This window comes from Pseudomonas sp. ML2-2023-3 (assembly GCF_037055275.1).
Taxonomy (GTDB): Bacteria; Pseudomonadota; Gammaproteobacteria; order Pseudomonadales; family Pseudomonadaceae; genus Aquipseudomonas.
The window spans coordinates 1202419-1219176 of the sequence record NZ_CP146343.1; the positions used below are offsets into that span (position 1 = coordinate 1202419).

Genomic DNA, 16758 nt, shown 5'->3' on the forward strand with positions numbered 1-16758 from the left:
AAGTCCGGTCTGAGTGTACTCAGGGCTGTGAGTTACGCCCAGTCGTCGTTAACGAGGGCAGTAGGATTTGTTGACCGAGGCGGCTATTTTTCGTGTCATCCAGCGAGAGAGAACACGCGGGAAGCGAGAGAGCCAGCGGTTGCGACGTCCTGGAATGATGATCGCCTTGTTTTTATCGAGCGCACGCACGGTGTAAAGCGCAACTTCTTCGGGGCTCATGGCTCCGGTGCTTTGCTTGATGGCGTCGGTATTCATTTTGGCTGCATCGAAAAAACGGGTTCGGGTAATGCCGGGGCAGAGTACCGAGACTTTAATCCCGGTTTTTTTCACTTCTTCGCGCAGGCCTTCAGAAAAATGCAGGACATACGCTTTGCTGGCGAAGTAGGTGCTCAGCCAAGGCCCGGGCTTGAACGCAGCAATTGAGGACACATTGAGAATCTGCCCGCCGCCTTGCACGGCCATCATGTTGCCAATGGCATGGCACAACCGGGTGAGTGCCAGCACGTTAAGTTCAATCAGGTCTTGTTCGGCGCTCCAGTCGTGGGCCAGGAAAGGACCGCAGGTGCCGATACCCGCGCAATTGACCAACAGGTCAATCTGACGGTCGCCTTCTTCAAGCTCCAGCAAAAAGCCTGACAGGCGCAGGGGCTCACCCAGGTCGCAGGCGCGGAACAACACCTCGACGCCGAAACGCTGGGTCAACTCAAGTGCAATGGTTTCCAGCGCATCCCGCTGGCGGGCCACCAGAATCAAACTGCGCCCGCGTCGGGCAAGAGCCTCAGCCAGCGCCAGGCCAATGCCGCTGGAGGCGCCGGTGATTAAAGCGTAACGGGTCATGCTGTTCTCCATTGCAACGGTACAGTCCGGTGACAATGATGTCCCTGGCGTTAACGCGTTCATTAAGGCGGGCAGTCTACATGCTGTTGCTGTTGACTGCGTTGATCAACGCAGTCAGCAGGCCCAAAGCAAAGAGGACAATCATTACGCAGATGCCCAGTCCAATCAAAAAGATGGTAATCGCAGCCAGAACATTGACTGCACGGCTGTTCGGCGGTGGCGGTGGCCCGTATTTATTGGGACCGGGTGTGCCGGGCATCAAGAGCATCATGAGGGACAGGATCAGATTGGCCACGGGCACCAAATGCAGTAACAGCATCCACGCGGACCAGTTGAGGTCATGCAGGCGCTGGGCGCTGATTCTCAGGCTGATGATGAAGTAGGCAAGTGTGAGCGTTGCGCCACAGGTAATGCCCAGGGTGGGGGAAACCTTGACTGCGAGCAAAACCAGAAGTGATGTCACCATGGCGATGACGGTGATTATCATGCTCCATGCCAGCAGTCGTAAACGCCCGATCCTCCCGCTGAACCCCACAGGGTCAAGCGGCGCGTACTGTTCTTGAGGTGTTTTGTTCAGGCTAAGCTCGGGCACGGTGGCTTCCTTGTCCGGGTGGAGTTAACAAAAACCCGCCGTAATGGCGGGCTTGGCAATATCAGTGATGCGGCCAATGCTGGGCGAGTTTTGAGGTGCGGCTTAGCGCCTTGCGATATTCCTCATCCAGGCGTGCGATCAACTGGTCGATTGTGGGCAGGTCGTGGATTTCTCCTGCGCCCTGGCCAGCGGACCAGACTGTTTTCCACGCCTTGGCCTCATCGGTCAGCGGCTTGAGTTTGTTACCTGCCCCCGTGTCGTTTTTGCCTTGGAGTGCAGCCAGGTCGAAACCTGCATTTTCAAGGCTTTGGCGCATAAAACTGGCGGGCACACCCGATACAGCGGGGGTGTGAATGATATCGGCGGCGCGGGATGCCAGCAGCATCTCTTTGTAAGCGTCAGGCGCATGGCTTTCTTGGGTGGCGATAAAGCGTGTACCGAGGTAGGCAAGATCAGCGCCCAGAACCTGAGTCGCGAGGATTTCGTGGCCGTGATTCAGGCACCCTGCTAAGAGTAAGGTTTTGTCGAAAAACTGCCGTATTTCGGCGACCAATGCAAAAGGGCTCCAGGTACCTGCATGTCCACCAGCGCCGGCTGCGACTGCAATCAAGCCGTCTACCCCGGCCTCTACTGCTTTCTCGGCATGACGTCGGGTGGTGACATCGTGAAATACCAGGCCACCATAGCTGTGCACGGCATCAACAACTTCTTTGACTGCCCCCAGGCTTGTGATGACGATAGGCACTTTATGTTCGATGCAAATCGCCAGATCCGCCTGCAGCCGTGGGTTGCTGTTATGCACAATCAGGTTCACGGCGTAGGGGGCAGGGTTATCCAGTCCGGCGAGTCCTGATTCTATTTCCTCAAGCCATGCCTTGAAACCGCTGCTCTCGCGCTGGTTGAGTGCAGGGAAACTGCCTACAACACCATTGCGACAGCAGGCCAGGACAAGTTGAGGGTTGGAAATCAGAAACATGGGGGCGGCTACTACCGGCAGGCGCAAGCGTTGTTCAAGCAGAGCGGGCAGTGACATGGATAACCTCGGATCGTTAAGAAGTGAGTTTAAAACGGTTTGACCACGGCCAGAATTACGATCGCCAGCAGAAACACGACCGGCACTTCGTTGAACCAGCGATAGAACACGTGGCTACGTTTGTTTTCGCCGCGGGCAAAGCGTTTTACCTGCGCCCCACACATGTGGTGATAACCAATCAACAGGATCACCAGTGTCAGCTTGACGTGCATCCAGCCCTGGCTGAAATAGCCGCTCGGGTTGAGGCTGATCAACCAGCCGCCAAAAATCAGGGTCGCAATCATTGCCGGGCCCATGATGCCGCGATACAGCTTGCGCTCCATGATGCTGAATCGCTCTTTGCTAACGGAATCTTCGCTTTGTGCGTGGTAAACAAACAGGCGAGGCAGGTAAAAGAGGCCAGCAAACCAGCAGACGATGCTGATGAGGTGGAAGGCTTTGAGCCATAGATAAAGCATTTTTAGTTATTCCCAGGTTCACGGTAGATCAAATAGTAGTAGTAGAGCGTCCGGGAGTCACCTTGGCGGTTGTCGCAGGGGCCAGGTATCCCTATTATCGAAGGCTTTCCAGTGGTTTCGTTGAGGGCAGGTTATGGTCAAGGTCGGTATTGTCGGCGGCACGGGTTACACCGGGGTCGAATTGCTGCGTTTGCTGGCACAGCACCCGCAGGCTGAAGTGGTTGTCATCACTTCTCGATCCGAGGCTGGCCTGCCAGTTGCCGATATGTATCCCAACCTGCGCGGTCATTACGACGGTTTGGCCTTCAGCGTGCCGGACACGCAAACCCTGGGAGCGTGTGATGTGGTGTTTTTTGCAACGCCCCACGGCGTAGCCCATGCGCTGGCTGGCGAACTGCTGGCTGCAGGCACCAAGGTTATCGACCTCTCGGCAGACTTCCGCTTGCAGGATGCGGATGAGTGGGCCAAGTGGTACGGCCAGCCGCACGGTGCGCCAGAGCTGCTGGATGAGGCTGTCTATGGCCTGCCGGAAGTGAACCGTGAACAGATCAAGAAGGCGCGGCTTATCGCGGTGCCGGGTTGCTATCCGACTTCTGCCCAACTGGGTTTTCTGCCTTTGCTGGAAGCCGGCCTGGCCGAGACTTCGCAGTTGATCGCTGACTGCAAGTCGGGTGTGAGCGGCGCTGGCCGGGGTGCCAGTGTAGGAGCGCTGTATGCCGAAACGTCTGAAAGCATGAAGGCGTATGCCGTGAAAGGCCATCGGCACTTGCCGGAGATCCGTCAGGGTCTGCGCCGCGCGGCAGGTAAAGAGGTGGGCCTGACCTTTGTTCCGCATCTGACGCCGATGATCCGCGGTATTCACTCCACGTTGTATGCAACCGTTGTTGATCGTTCTGTCGACTTGCAGGCTTTGTACGAAAAGCGTTACGCCAACGAGCCTTTCGTCGATGTGATGCCTGCCGGCAGCCATCCAGAAACCCGTAGCGTGCGCGGTGCCAACGTGTGCCGGATTGCGGTACATCGTCCACAGGATGGTGACCTTGTCGTGGTGTTGTCGGTGATCGACAATCTGGTCAAGGGCGCCTCTGGCCAGGCGGTGCAGAACATGAACATCATGTTCGGCCTGGATGAGCGTCTGGGCTTGTCCCACGCCGGGATGTTGCCTTAAAGCATCTGCAGGTACCCAGCACAAGCTGCAAGTGAAGAGCTCTTCACTTGCAGCTGCTACTTATGAATAGTTGACCGCTTTTCTAGGAGAAGCGGATAATGCGCGTCATCACGCATTATGGCGGCATAACGCCGGGAGATAGTCAGCATGAGCGTCGAATCCTTCACCCCCATGGCTTTGCAATTCACCGAAGGTGCTGCGCACAAGGTGAAGAGCCTGGTCGATGAAGAGGGTAATGATCGTTTGAAGTTGCGCGTTTTTGTTACGGGCGGCGGTTGTTCCGGTTTTCAGTATGGTTTCACCTTCGATGAAGAAGTGGCCGATGACGACACCCTGGTGGAGCGCGAAGGCGTGAGCCTGGTGGTCGATCCAATGAGCTTCCAGTACCTGGCGGGTGCCGAGGTGGATTATCAGGAAGGTCTGGAAGGGTCGCGTTTTGTGATCAAGAACCCCAATGCCACCACAACGTGTGGTTGCGGATCATCGTTCTCGATCTAAGCGTGTCGTACAGGCTTCAAACTCAACGCCGCGTAGATTCGCGGCGTTTTGCTGTCTGTACTGTGAGGTGGGCGGTCAGGCGGGGTAGATGGCGCCCAATATGCGCAAGCCGCGTGCGCCAGTGACGCTGGGGCGGTTGGTAGGGATGTTTTCCAGGCAGCAGTGCGCGAGCCATGCAAAGGCCATTGCTTCGACCCAGTCAGGGTCTACACCTTTGGCCTGTGTGCTGTTCACTTGGGCGGGAGCCAGCAAGTCTGCCAGTCGGGCCATCAATGCGGCATTGTGGGCTCCGCCACCGCATACCAGTAGCTCGTCCGTGTGTTGCTGGGCTGCCTTCAGGGATTGCGCGATGGTCTGTGCTGTAAGCTCCAGCAGGGTTGCCTGGACGTCTTCAGCAGGGAAAGTGGGCAGGTTGAACAGATGCTGTTTCAACCATGCGAGGTTGAATACCTCGCGGCCTGTACTCTTTGGGCCCTTGGTCTGGAAGAAAGGGTCGCTGAGCAGGGCGTTGAGCAGCAGCGGCTCAATCTTGCCGCTTGCAGCCCAGTCACCGTTGCGGTCATAGAGCTCACCGCGCTGCTCTTGTATCCAGGCATCCAGCAGGACATTACCCGGGCCGCAGTCGAATCCTGCAACGGGAGCGGTAGAAGTTATCAGGCTAAGGTTGCTGAATCCGCCTACGTTAAGCACTGCCCTGTTACCGACTTGATCCGTAAACAATGCTTCGTGGAAGGCAGGAACCAAAGGTGCTCCCTGACCTCCGGCAGCCACGTCGCGACGGCGGAAGTCACCTACGACGCAGATGTTGGTCAATTCGGCCAAGAGTGCCGGATTACCAATCTGTACGGTAAAACCGCGGGCGGGTTCGTGCCGTATGGTCTGGCCATGACTGCCGATTGCGCGGATATCTGCCGGGGACAAATGCTGTTGCTCAAGGAGCGCGTTGACGCCCTGTGCGGCCAGTTCGACCCAGTGATTCTCGGCAATTGCACAGCGGGCCACTTCATCCGGGCCGCTGGCGCACAAACCAAGTAGCTCGCTGCGCAAGGTATTCGGCATGGGAATGTAATGGGTGGCCAGCAGCCTGATGCCAGCCCCCAGCTCTATAAGGGCGATGTCCATACCGTCCAGGCTGGTTCCGGACATCACACCTATATAGAGGGCCATGGCTTAGCGCTTGCTCGAGGCCAGGAGGGTGGCCTTTTCCTGATTCATGCGAGCCATCAATGGCTGGCTTTGTTGCAGGAAGCGAGTGCGTTCAGCTTTGGCAATCGGGTCGGCCATCGGTAGTTTCTGTCCTAGTGGATCAACGTGTACGCCATTGACCTGGAACTCGTAGTGCAGATGCGGACCGGTCGAAAGGCCAGTTGTCCCGATGTAGCCAATCACTTGGCCCTGCTTGACCGAACCGCCGGTTTTGACGCCTTTGGCGAAGCCCTGCATGTGCCCGTAAAGCGTGCGGTAAGTGTTACCGTGCTGAATGATGACGGTATTGCCGTAGCCGCCACGACGACCAGCCAGCAGTACTTTGCCATCGCCGGTTGCTTTGATTGGGGTCCCGCGTGGCGCTGCGTAATCAACGCCTTTGTGGGCGCGGATCTTGTTCAGGATCGGATGCTTGCGACCTGACGAGAAACGCGAGCTGATGCGGGCAAAATCTACCGGGGTGCGGATGAATGCTTTACGCATGCTGTTGCCGTCGGCGGTGTAGTAATTGCTGTTGCCTTGCTTGTTGGTGTAACGAACGGCGGTAAAGGTTTTACCGCGGTTGGTAAAGCGCGCAGAGAGAATATTGCCAGTGCCGACGGTTTTACCGTTGATCACTTTCTGCTCATAGATCACTTCAAACTGATCGCCTGGGCGGATGTCTTGAGCGAAGTCGATGTCGTAACCAAACACCTTGGCCATATCCATCGTTGTGCTGTGCGGCAAGCCTGCGCGCTGGCCCGATACGGAAAGCGAGCTGCTGATCACGCCGTGGGCGTACGCCGTGCGCATGGTAGGCAGGGTCGTGACACGGCGAAAGGTATAACCCTTGGCGCTTTTGTTGAGGGTTATGGTCTCAAGATCGCTGACCTGACTATGCAGCTTGTTCAGTTGCAAGCCGTCAGGGCTCATTTCAAATTCGAGCTTCTGGCCGTGCTTGAGCTGGCTAAATTGCTTGGCTTGCTTGTCGCTGGCCAGTACTTCATGCACGGAGGTAGCTGGCAGGCCGACCTTCTGGAACAAGGTTGATAGCGTGTCACCCTTACTCACGATCACTTCGCGGTGGGTGGGGGCGGGTGGCGCTGCTGGTTCGACTTTGGCAGTCGCAACCGGTGCGTTGTCCTGCTGTTCAATCTGGGCAAATGGCGATGGATTCGCTTCATTTGTGGCTTGAACGAGCTCGGCAGCGTCTTGATCTTGTGTCAGTTGTTCAGCAGGTGTTTCCAGCTCCAGATTAAGCGTTGTTCTTTTGGCTTCTACTTCGCTGGAGGGAAATACCAGCAAGGCCAAGCTTAAGAGAGCGGCGATACCACTTGCGGCAAGCAGGTGGGTCTTCGGATAAAGCGGCGGCGCTTTAGGCGGTTGACTGGTCATAGATGATTTTGACTTTGAGATAAAGGATGAATTGGAAAAGATGACTGGCACAATGAATATGAAATAACTGTATAAAATATAACCAAATCGCCCTTGAAGCAAGTCCGCGAGCCATTCGCGCGCGGATAGACCGCCGTATGCCTGCCGGAACTTGTAATTAGTCCCTGATCTTGTATCGTTGGTTCCCTTTGAATTTGAGCCTTACGGGTCTGATATGAAGTCGGTTGAAGAGCAGCTAGCGCTAATAAAGCGGGGTGCCGAAGAGGTACTGGTCGAGTCTGAATTGGTCGAGAAACTCAAGCGCGGTCAGCCGTTGCGTATCAAGGCCGGATTCGACCCGACCGCACCCGATCTGCACTTGGGTCATACCGTACTCATTAACAAGCTGCGCCAGTTCCAGGAACTGGGCCATCAGGTGATCTTCCTTATAGGTGATTTCACCGGGATGATCGGTGATCCGAGCGGCAAGAGTGCTACGCGTCCACCGCTGACGCGCGAGCAGGTACTTGAAAACGCCGAGACGTATAAAACTCAGGTTTTCAAGATTCTAGATCCGGCTAAAACCGAGGTGGCATTCAACTCCACCTGGATGGATCAAATGGGGCCTGCCGACTTCATTCGCCTGACTTCCCAGTACACCGTTGCTCGCATGCTTGAGCGCGATGACTTCGACAAGCGCTACACCACCAATCAGCCAATCGCGATCCATGAGTTCCTTTACCCGTTAGTGCAAGGGTATGACTCGGTTGCATTGAAGGCGGACATTGAGCTGGGCGGTACAGATCAAAAATTCAATTTGCTGATGGGGCGTGAGCTGCAGCGCGGCTACGGTCAGGAAGCGCAATGCATTGTGACAATGCCTTTGCTTGAAGGTCTGGACGGCGTCAAGAAGATGTCCAAGTCCTTGGGTAACTATGTTGGTATCCAGGAAGCGCCGGGTGTGATGTACAGCAAGCTGGTGTCCATACCTGATGCGTTGATGTGGCGCTACTTCGAACTGCTGAGCTTTCGCTCGATGGATGAAATCGATGCGTTCAAGGCTGACGTGGAGGCGGGGGCTAACCCGCGTGATATCAAGATCAAGCTCGCCGAAGAGATCGTGGCTCGATTCCATGGTGAAGAGGCTGCGGCCAATGCGCATCGTGGCGCCGGCAATCGGATGAAGGATGGCGAGTTGCCAGACGATCTGCCCGAGGTGGAGTTGACTGCTACTGAGGATATGCCGATTGCAGCTGTTCTTAATAAAGCTGGGCTGGTTAAGAACTCAGCGGTGGCCAGAGACCTGCTGGGTTCGGGTGGTGTGCGTATAGATGGTGAGGTGGTTGATCGCTCCTATATATATGCACTGGGTTCTACCCACGTTTGTCAGGCTGGGAAGAAGGCTTTTGCGCGAATTACGCTAAAAGCTGAATAAGTAGGAAATTAGTGCTGGACGGCGCATTTTATTAGCCTATAATGCGCCCACTTCCGGCGCAGTCGAAACGGAAAACTCCTTGAGTTTCAATGAGTTGGATTGGTTTTCGGCAGTGTCAGCTTCAAGTCATCGAAGCAGGAAATGAGGTGTTGACAGCAGCGTGTAACGCTGTAGAATTCGCCTCCCGCTAACGAGAGATCGAAAGCGCAAGTGGTTGATGTTACAGAGGAAACTTTGAAAACATCTTAAAATAACCGCTTGACAGCAACAGAGGCTGCTGTAGAATGCGCGCCTCGGTTCAGCGAAAGCTAAACCAACCGCTCTTTAACAACTGAATCAAGCAATTCGTGTGGGTGCTTGTGGAGTCAGACTGATAGTCAACAAGATTATCAGCATCACAAGTTACTCCGCGAGAAATCAAAGATGTAACCAACGATTGCTGAGCCAAGTTTAGGGTTTCTTAAAAACCCAAAGATGTTTGAACTGAAGAGTTTGATCATGGCTCAGATTGAACGCTGGCGGCAGGCCTAACACATGCAAGTCGAGCGGTAGAGAGAAGCTTGCTTCTCTTGAGAGCGGCGGACGGGTGAGTAATACCTAGGAATCTGCCTGATAGTGGGGGATAACGTTCGGAAACGGACGCTAATACCGCATACGTCCTACGGGAGAAAGCAGGGGACCTTCAGGCCTTGCGCTATCAGATGAGCCTAGGTCGGATTAGCTAGTTGGTGAGGTAATGGCTCACCAAGGCTACGATCCGTAACTGGTCTGAGAGGATGATCAGTCACACTGGAACTGAGACACGGTCCAGACTCCTACGGGAGGCAGCAGTGGGGAATATTGGACAATGGGCGAAAGCCTGATCCAGCCATGCCGCGTGTGTGAAGAAGGTCTTCGGATTGTAAAGCACTTTAAGTTGGGAGGAAGGGCATTAACCTAATACGTTAGTGTTTTGACGTTACCGACAGAATAAGCACCGGCTAACTCTGTGCCAGCAGCCGCGGTAATACAGAGGGTGCAAGCGTTAATCGGAATTACTGGGCGTAAAGCGCGCGTAGGTGGTTTGTTAAGTTGAATGTGAAATCCCCGGGCTCAACCTGGGAACTGCATCCAAAACTGGCAAGCTAGAGTATGGTAGAGGGTAGTGGAATTTCCTGTGTAGCGGTGAAATGCGTAGATATAGGAAGGAACACCAGTGGCGAAGGCGACTACCTGGACTGATACTGACACTGAGGTGCGAAAGCGTGGGGAGCAAACAGGATTAGATACCCTGGTAGTCCACGCCGTAAACGATGTCAACTAGCCGTTGGGAGTCTTGAACTCTTAGTGGCGCAGCTAACGCATTAAGTTGACCGCCTGGGGAGTACGGCCGCAAGGTTAAAACTCAAATGAATTGACGGGGGCCCGCACAAGCGGTGGAGCATGTGGTTTAATTCGAAGCAACGCGAAGAACCTTACCAGGCCTTGACATCCAATGAACTTTCTAGAGATAGATTGGTGCCTTCGGGAACATTGAGACAGGTGCTGCATGGCTGTCGTCAGCTCGTGTCGTGAGATGTTGGGTTAAGTCCCGTAACGAGCGCAACCCTTGTCCTTAGTTACCAGCACGTAATGGTGGGCACTCTAAGGAGACTGCCGGTGACAAACCGGAGGAAGGTGGGGATGACGTCAAGTCATCATGGCCCTTACGGCCTGGGCTACACACGTGCTACAATGGTCGGTACAAAGGGTTGCCAAGCCGCGAGGTGGAGCTAATCCCATAAAACCGATCGTAGTCCGGATCGCAGTCTGCAACTCGACTGCGTGAAGTCGGAATCGCTAGTAATCGTGAATCAGAATGTCACGGTGAATACGTTCCCGGGCCTTGTACACACCGCCCGTCACACCATGGGAGTGGGTTGCACCAGAAGTAGCTAGTCTAACCTTCGGGAGGACGGTTACCACGGTGTGATTCATGACTGGGGTGAAGTCGTAACAAGGTAGCCGTAGGGGAACCTGCGGCTGGATCACCTCCTTAATCGACGACATCAGCTGCTCCATAAGTTCCCACACGAATTGCTTGATTCATTGTAGAAGACGATAACTGCAGAGTCGCTCTGTGGTTTTTCTGTCGTAAAGCTTAGAAATGAGCATTCCATCAAACGGTGGTGAATGTTGATTTCTGATCTTTTGATTAGATCGTTCTTTAAAAATTTGGGTATGTAATAGAAAGTTAGACTGGATAACACTTTCACTGGTGTTTATTCAGGCTAAGGTAAAATTTGTGAGCGTTCTTAATTGAACATGCGAATTTTCGGCGAATGTCGTCTTCATAGTATAACCAGATTGCTTGGGGTTATATGGTCAAGTGAAGAAGCGCATACGGTGGATGCCTTGGCAGTCAGAGGCGATGAAAGACGTGGTAGCCTGCGAAAAGCTTCGGGGAGTCGGCAAACAGACTTTGATCCGGAGATGTCTGAATGGGGGAACCCACCTAACATAAGTTAGGTATCTTAAGCTGAATACATAGGCTTAAGAAGCGAACCAGGGGAACTGAAACATCTAAGTACCCTGAGGAAAAGAAATCAACCGAGATTCCCTTAGTAGTGGCGAGCGAACGGGGACCAGCCCTTAAGCTGTATTGATGTTAGCGGAACGCTCTGGAAAGTGCGGCCATAGTGGGTGATAGCCCTGTACGCGAAAACATCTTTGCAGTGAAATCGAGTAGGACGGAGCACGAGAAACTTTGTCTGAATATGGGGGGACCATCCTCCAAGGCTAAATACTACTGACTGACCGATAGTGAACTAGTACCGTGAGGGAAAGGCGAAAAGAACCCCGGAGAGGGGAGTGAAATAGATCCTGAAACCGTATGCGTACAAGCAGTGGGAGCCCACTTTGTTGGGTGACTGCGTACCTTTTGTATAATGGGTCAGCGACTTATTTTCAGTGGCAAGCTTAACCGAATAGGGGAGGCGTAGCGAAAGCGAGTCTTAATAGGGCGTCTAGTCGCTGGGAATAGACCCGAAACCGGGCGATCTATCCATGGGCAGGTTGAAGGTTGGGTAACACTAACTGGAGGACCGAACCGACTACCGTTGAAAAGTTAGCGGATGACCTGTGGATCGGAGTGAAAGGCTAATCAAGCTCGGAGATAGCTGGTTCTCCTCGAAAGCTATTTAGGTAGCGCCTCATGTATCACTGTAGGGGGTAGAGCACTGTTTCGGCTAGGGGGTCATCCCGACTTACCAAACCGATGCAAACTCCGAATACCTACAAGTGCCGAGCATGGGAGACACACGGCGGGTGCTAACGTCCGTCGTGAAAAGGGAAACAACCCAGACCGTCAGCTAAGGTCCCAAAGTTATGGTTAAGTGGGAAACGATGTGGGAAGGCTTAGACAGCTAGGAGGTTGGCTTAGAAGCAGCCACCCTTTAAAGAAAGCGTAATAGCTCACTAGTCGAGTCGGCCTGCGCGGAAGATTTAACGGGGCTCAAACCATACACCGAAGCTACGGGTATCACTTAGGTGATGCGGTAGAGGAGCGTTCTGTAAGCCTGTGAAGGTGAGTTGAGAAGCTTGCTGGAGGTATCAGAAGTGCGAATGCTGACATGAGTAACGATAATGGGTGTGAAAAACACCCACGCCGAAAGACCAAGGTTTCCTGCGCAACGTTAATCGACGCAGGGTTAGTCGGTCCCTAAGGCGAGGCTGAAAAGCGTAGTCGATGGAAAACAGGTTAATATTCCTGTACTTCTGGTTATTGCGATGGAGGGACGGAGAAGGCTAGGCCAGCTTGGCGTTGGTTGTCCAAGTTTAAGGTGGTAGGCTGGAATCTTAGGTAAATCCGGGATTCTAAGGCCGAGAGCTGATGACGAGTTGTCTTTTAGACAACGAAGTGGTTGATGCCATGCTTCCAAGAAAAGCTTCTAAGCTTCAGGTAACCAGGAACCGTACCCCAAACCGACACAGGTGGTTGGGTAGAGAATACCAAGGCGCTTGAGAGAACTCGGGTGAAGGAACTAGGCAAAATGGCACCGTAACTTCGGGAGAAGGTGCGCCGGTGAGGGTGAAGCATTTACTGCGTAAGCCCATGCCGGTCGAAGATACCAGGCCGCTGCGACTGTTTATTAAAAACACAGCACTCTGCAAACACGAAAGTGGACGTATAGGGTGTGACGCCTGCCCGGTGCCGGAAGGTTAATTGATGGGGTTAGCTAACGCGAAGCTCTTGATCGAAGCCCCGGTAAACGGCGGCCGTAACTATAACGGTCCTAAGGTAGCGAAATTCCTTGTCGGGTAAGTTCCGACCTGCACGAATGGCGTAACGATGGCGGCGCTGTCTCCACCCGAGACTCAGTGAAATTGAAATCGCTGTGAAGATGCAGTGTATCCGCGGCTAGACGGAAAGACCCCGTGAACCTTTACTATAGCTTTGCACTGGACTTTGAATTTGCTTGTGTAGGATAGGTGGGAGGCTTTGAAGTGTGGACGCCAGTCTGCATGGAGCCAACCTTGAAATACCACCCTGGCAACTTTGAGGTTCTAACTCAGGTCCGTTATCCGGATCGAGGACAGTGTATGGTGGGTAGTTTGACTGGGGCGGTCTCCTCCTAAAGAGTAACGGAGGAGTACGAAGGTGCGCTCAGACCGGTCGGAAATCGGTCGTAGAGTATAAAGGCAAAAGCGCGCTTGACTGCGAGACAGACACGTCGAGCAGGTACGAAAGTAGGTCTTAGTGATCCGGTGGTTCTGTATGGAAGGGCCATCGCTCAACGGATAAAAGGTACTCCGGGGATAACAGGCTGATACCGCCCAAGAGTTCATATCGACGGCGGTGTTTGGCACCTCGATGTCGGCTCATCACATCCTGGGGCTGAAGCCGGTCCCAAGGGTATGGCTGTTCGCCATTTAAAGTGGTACGCGAGCTGGGTTTAGAACGTCGTGAGACAGTTCGGTCCCTATCTGCCGTGGACGTTTGAGATTTGAGAGGGGCTGCTCCTAGTACGAGAGGACCGGAGTGGACGAACCTCTGGTGTTCCGGTTGTCACGCCAGTGGCATTGCCGGGTAGCTATGTTCGGGAAAGATAACCGCTGAAAGCATCTAAGCGGGAAACTTGCCTCAAGATGAGATCTCACTGGAACCTTGAGTTCCCTAAAGGGCCGTCGAAGACTACGACGTTGATAGGTTGGGTGTGTAAGCGCTGTGAGGCGTTGAGCTAACCAATACTAATTGCCCGTGAGGCTTGACCATATAACACCCAAGCAATTTGAGTCGAAGAGACCAGATTGCGGTGTGTGAAGACGATACAGACCGAAAGTTTGCGACTCACAAAACACCAAACTATTACATACCCATTCGCTGGAGCGTAAACCGAAAGGTAAACGACCTGGCTACCGAATTTCTTGACGACCATAGAGCATTGGAACCACCTGATCCCATCCCGAACTCAGAAGTGAAACGATGCATCGCCGATGGTAGTGTGGGGTTTCCCCATGTGAGAGTAGGTCATCGTCAAGATTAAATTCCAAACCCCCTGTCTGCTCGCGCAGACAGGGGGTTTGTTTTTGGGCCGAGAAAAGTTGCAGCTATGGCTAGCCGCACTTGTTGCTGTCCCACTTTTCAGGAGCGTCTGCTGCAGTGCGTAGCAGCGTTTCTATGCAATAGCTCTCCTCATGGCTATTATGCGTGCCTCATTGTGAGGCGATACTTGCATGCTGACGTTGTTGAAACTCCTTAAAGACGGTCGATTTCATTCGGGACAAGCGCTCGGGGCTGCGCTCGGCGTTAGTCGCAGCGCTGTATGGAAGCAGCTCCAGCACTTGGAGTCAGACTTGAACTTATCAATTCATAAGGTTCGTGGTCGTGGCTATCAGTTGGCTGCCCCCCTTGAGCTGCTTGAGCTGGATCAGTTGGCAGCGAGTCCTTGGCCTGTTGCGATTAGCCACTCGTTAGACTCTACGAATGCTGAAGCCCTGCGCGCGGTTGATCGTGGTGTAACGGCGCCATTTGTAATACTGGCTGAGAGACAGACCGCAGGCAGGGGGCGACGGGGGCGTAAGTGGGTTAGTCCTTTCGCGGAGAATATTTACTACAGTCTAGTGCTCCGGATGGATGGGGGTATGCGTCAGCTGGAAGGGCTTAGCCTCGTAGTTGGCCTTGCGGTGCTGAGTGCGCTCAGAGCGGTTGGTGTCTCGGATGCGGGGCTGAAATGGCCAAATGATGTGCTAGTGAGCAACAAAAAAATTGCCGGCATCTTGCTTGAGCTGGTCGGAGATCCGGCCGACGTATGTCATGTAGTCCTTGGTATCGGTATCAACGTTAACATGAGAGTGGCGAGTGAGGTTGATCAGGCCTGGACTTCGGTTTTTCTGGAGTCTGGAGTTGCGACTAACCGTAATGAATTAGTGTCAAAGCTCAGCGATAGCTTGCGCATGTATCTCAAGCGCCATGAGGTCTCAGGCTTTTCGGCTATTCAGTCGGAGTGGGAACAAAATCATTTGTGGCAAGGGCGTGAAGTCTCTTTGATCGCTGGGGTGCACCAGGTGAACGGTACGGTCATGGGTATTGACCGTCAGGGTGCGCTGCGTATGAGTGTAAATGGTGAGGAGAAGGTGTTCAGTGGCGGTGAGCTTAGTTTGAGGTTGCGCGATGATTCTTGAAATGGACTGTGGAAACAGTTTCATAAAATGGCGCGCTCTAGACGGCACGGTTGTAGTAAGCGGCGGAGTCGTGGACTCAGATGCTGGGCTTATGGCCGCGATACTAGCTGCTCCGGAGCTGCGCATAACCCATTGCCGCTTGGTTAGCGTGCGCAGTGATGACGAGACATCGAGTCTGGTGGCATCAATTGCCTCGATGCTCGGTGTCGGAGTGGAGTGTGCTAAACCTGCAAGGGAAGTCGCGGGTGTAAGTAACGGATATGAGGAGTTTGCTCGTTTGGGGCTGGATCGCTGGCTGGCTCTGGTTGGGGCATTTGAGCTGGCTAAGAATGCGTGCCTTGTTCTGGATTTCGGTACGGCGGTCACTGCGGACTTTGTTGCGTCCGATGGTCAGCACCTGGGAGGATTTATATGCCCTGGTATGCCCTTGATGCGGGACCAATTGCGTACGCATACGCGGCGTATCAGGTACGACGACTTTTCGGCGGAGCAGGCGTTGCTACAGCAGACTCCGGGTCGTACCACGGCTGAGGCTGTTGAGCGTGGTTGTTTGCTGATGATGAGAGGCTTCGTTTTGACCCAGCTGGAGTTGGCGCGCGAATATTGGGGGCAGGATTTTGAGGTTTTTCTCACGGGCGGTGACGCCAGTTTGGTGAGGGATATGGTGCCTGATGCTCGTTTGGTGCAAGACCTTGTATTTGTAGGCTTGGCGGTAGTGTGTCCCCTTCCTTGAGGTTCTTATGCGTTGGCTGTTTCTTCTGCTAGTTGTACTCAATATCTTTTATTACGTCTGGCATCAACAAGAGGCGCCGCCCAGGGCGAAGGAAGTCATTTCCTTGTCCTTGTATAAGGGGAACAAGCAGGACATACGCCTACTCAGTGAGGCGCGACCCAAGGTCGTCAGTGACAGTGTTTCTGGAGACCGTGTAGAAAGTCTGGAGTGCTTCTATATAAGCGGCTTATCCAGTGAAGAGCAGTTGCGCAGTCTTCAGAGCAAGCTTTCTGATGTGGATGTGCAGTCACTGCCGTCCACAGTGGTCCGAGATGATTCAGGGGGATATGTACTAAAACTCTCGCCTCAAATCGGTGCTGTGGGCACTGAAATGGCTTTGGCTAACCTTGCCAATGAATTCAATGGGTTAAAATACAAAAAAATGCGGTGTGAGGGCTTGCAGCCATCCGATAGTTTGCATAGAATGGCGCCCGCTCCACAGTGAACACCGAACAGGCTACTAGGTGTGAAGCGAGTCAAGTTGCTAACTTCCTGATTTAATTGAAGAAAGTGGTTGACATAAGGTTAGAATGGTGTAGAATTCTAGCCAGCTCAGGAGGGGTTCCCGAGCGGCCAAAGGGATCAGACTGTAAATCTGACGTCTACGACTTCGAAGGTTCGAATCCTTCCCCCTCCACCATATTCAAGCTAGAGCAGCAAGATTTGCGGGTGTAGTTTAGTGGTAGAACCTTAGCCTTCCAAGCTAATGATGCGGGTTCGATTCCCGCCACCCGCTCCAGTCTAGCTGTTTTCGCAACGTGTTT

The 16758-nt window shown here is 53.6% G+C and carries 12 protein-coding genes, 2 tRNA genes and 3 rRNA genes; 11 read left to right on the forward strand and 6 right to left on the reverse strand.

The window, feature by feature from the left end; genetic code table 11:
• Positions 1-48: 48 nt before the first annotated feature.
• The 4 genes from V6P94_RS05485 to hemJ form a co-directional block, all read right to left on the reverse strand.
• The gene (locus tag V6P94_RS05485) at positions 49-837 is read right to left on the reverse strand and encodes an SDR family oxidoreductase (protein WP_219262887.1); all 789 of its coding nucleotides are present in this window, start codon (positions 835-837) and stop codon (positions 49-51) included.
• A 76-nt stretch (positions 838-913) separates the two neighbouring features.
• Positions 914-1429 carry a DUF805 domain-containing protein gene (locus V6P94_RS05490; RefSeq protein WP_326398572.1) on the reverse strand — a complete coding sequence of 172 codons (516 nt, stop codon included), beginning with the start codon at positions 1427-1429 and terminating at the stop codon, positions 914-916.
• A gap of 61 nt (positions 1430-1490) precedes the next feature.
• Positions 1491-2462 carry a nitronate monooxygenase family protein gene (locus tag V6P94_RS05495; protein WP_219262888.1) on the reverse strand — a complete coding sequence of 324 codons (972 nt, stop codon included), beginning with the start codon at positions 2460-2462 and terminating at the stop codon, positions 1491-1493.
• A 29-nt stretch (positions 2463-2491) separates the two neighbouring features.
• Positions 2492-2920 carry a protoporphyrinogen oxidase HemJ gene (gene hemJ / locus V6P94_RS05500; protein ID WP_133075334.1) on the reverse strand — a complete coding sequence of 143 codons (429 nt, stop codon included), beginning with the start codon at positions 2918-2920 and terminating at the stop codon, positions 2492-2494.
• A gap of 133 nt (positions 2921-3053) precedes the next feature.
• On the opposite strand from hemJ, the gene argC reads away from it, so the two are divergent.
• On the forward strand, positions 3054-4088 hold the full coding sequence (gene argC, locus V6P94_RS05505; protein WP_133075335.1) for an N-acetyl-gamma-glutamyl-phosphate reductase: 1035 nt from the start codon (positions 3054-3056) through the stop codon (positions 4086-4088).
• Between the two features lie 147 nt (positions 4089-4235).
• Positions 4236-4586 (forward strand): iron-sulfur cluster insertion protein ErpA, encoded by a 351-nt coding sequence (gene erpA, locus V6P94_RS05510; RefSeq protein ID WP_016782396.1) that lies wholly within the window; start codon positions 4236-4238, stop codon positions 4584-4586.
• A gap of 75 nt (positions 4587-4661) precedes the next feature.
• Here the strand turns inward: erpA and V6P94_RS05515 are convergent, their stop codons facing one another.
• Entirely contained in the window at positions 4662-5753 is a 1092-nt protein-coding gene (locus tag V6P94_RS05515) for an anhydro-N-acetylmuramic acid kinase (RefSeq protein WP_326398571.1), read from the reverse strand.
• Positions 5754-5756: 3 nt separating this feature from the next.
• Complete coding sequence (locus V6P94_RS05520) at positions 5757-7166, reverse strand: peptidoglycan DD-metalloendopeptidase family protein (protein ID WP_133075337.1); 1410 nt, start codon at positions 7164-7166, stop codon at positions 5757-5759.
• A gap of 214 nt (positions 7167-7380) precedes the next feature.
• On the opposite strand from V6P94_RS05520, the gene tyrS reads away from it, so the two are divergent.
• The 9 genes from tyrS to V6P94_RS05565 all read left to right on the forward strand — a co-directional run bounded on the left by tyrS (position 7381) and on the right by V6P94_RS05565 (position 16733).
• The gene (gene tyrS, locus V6P94_RS05525; protein WP_133075338.1) at positions 7381-8580 is read left to right on the forward strand and encodes a tyrosine--tRNA ligase; all 1200 of its coding nucleotides are present in this window, start codon (positions 7381-7383) and stop codon (positions 8578-8580) included.
• Positions 8581-9060: 480 nt separating this feature from the next.
• Positions 9061-10597: ribosomal RNA gene (locus V6P94_RS05530) — 16S ribosomal RNA — on the forward strand.
• A gap of 324 nt (positions 10598-10921) precedes the next feature.
• Positions 10922-13813: ribosomal RNA gene (locus tag V6P94_RS05535) — 23S ribosomal RNA — on the forward strand.
• A 151-nt stretch (positions 13814-13964) separates the two neighbouring features.
• Positions 13965-14080, forward strand: a 5S ribosomal RNA gene (rrf, locus tag V6P94_RS05540).
• The 16S, 23S and 5S rRNA genes sit together here, the layout of an rRNA operon.
• Before the next feature lie 194 nt (positions 14081-14274).
• Entirely contained in the window at positions 14275-15222 is a 948-nt protein-coding gene (birA, locus tag V6P94_RS05545; RefSeq protein WP_219262607.1) for a bifunctional biotin--[acetyl-CoA-carboxylase] ligase/biotin operon repressor BirA, read from the forward strand.
• Positions 15212-15955, forward strand: a complete 744-nt coding sequence (locus V6P94_RS05550) for a pantothenate kinase (protein WP_219262608.1) — start codon at positions 15212-15214, stop codon at positions 15953-15955. Before birA ends, V6P94_RS05550 begins: the two co-directional genes overlap by 11 nt.
• 7 nt (positions 15956-15962) lie before the next feature.
• Positions 15963-16439 carry a hypothetical protein gene (locus V6P94_RS05555; protein WP_219262609.1) on the forward strand — a complete coding sequence of 159 codons (477 nt, stop codon included), beginning with the start codon at positions 15963-15965 and terminating at the stop codon, positions 16437-16439.
• Positions 16440-16549: 110 nt separating this feature from the next.
• Positions 16550-16634 (forward strand) — tRNA-Tyr (locus tag V6P94_RS05560).
• Between the two features lie 25 nt (positions 16635-16659).
• Positions 16660-16733: transfer RNA gene (locus tag V6P94_RS05565), tRNA-Gly, on the forward strand.
• Positions 16734-16758: the final 25 nt, after the last annotated feature.

Excerpts from the sequence above, each read along its gene's own strand:
- V6P94_RS05485 (WP_219262887.1), bottom strand. The coding sequence starts at position 837 with ATGACCCGTTACGCTTTAATCACCGGCGCCTCCAGCGGCATTGGCCTG.
- V6P94_RS05495 (WP_219262888.1), bottom strand. The coding sequence starts at position 2,462 with ATGTCACTGCCCGCTCTGCTTGAACAACGCTTGCGCCTGCCGGTAGTA.
- hemJ (WP_133075334.1), bottom strand. The coding sequence starts at position 2,920 with ATGCTTTATCTATGGCTCAAAGCCTTCCACCTCATCAGCATCGTCTGC.
- argC (WP_133075335.1), top strand. The coding sequence starts at position 3,054 with ATGGTCAAGGTCGGTATTGTCGGCGGCACGGGTTACACCGGGGTCGAA.
- erpA (WP_016782396.1), top strand. The coding sequence starts at position 4,236 with ATGAGCGTCGAATCCTTCACCCCCATGGCTTTGCAATTCACCGAAGGT.
- V6P94_RS05515 (WP_326398571.1), bottom strand. The coding sequence starts at position 5,753 with ATGGCCCTCTATATAGGTGTGATGTCCGGAACCAGCCTGGACGGTATG.
- V6P94_RS05520 (WP_133075337.1), bottom strand. The coding sequence starts at position 7,166 with ATGACCAGTCAACCGCCTAAAGCGCCGCCGCTTTATCCGAAGACCCAC.
- tyrS (WP_133075338.1), top strand. The coding sequence starts at position 7,381 with ATGAAGTCGGTTGAAGAGCAGCTAGCGCTAATAAAGCGGGGTGCCGAA.
- birA (WP_219262607.1), top strand. The coding sequence starts at position 14,275 with ATGCTGACGTTGTTGAAACTCCTTAAAGACGGTCGATTTCATTCGGGA.
- V6P94_RS05550 (WP_219262608.1), top strand. The coding sequence starts at position 15,212 with ATGATTCTTGAAATGGACTGTGGAAACAGTTTCATAAAATGGCGCGCT.
- V6P94_RS05555 (WP_219262609.1), top strand. The coding sequence starts at position 15,963 with ATGCGTTGGCTGTTTCTTCTGCTAGTTGTACTCAATATCTTTTATTAC.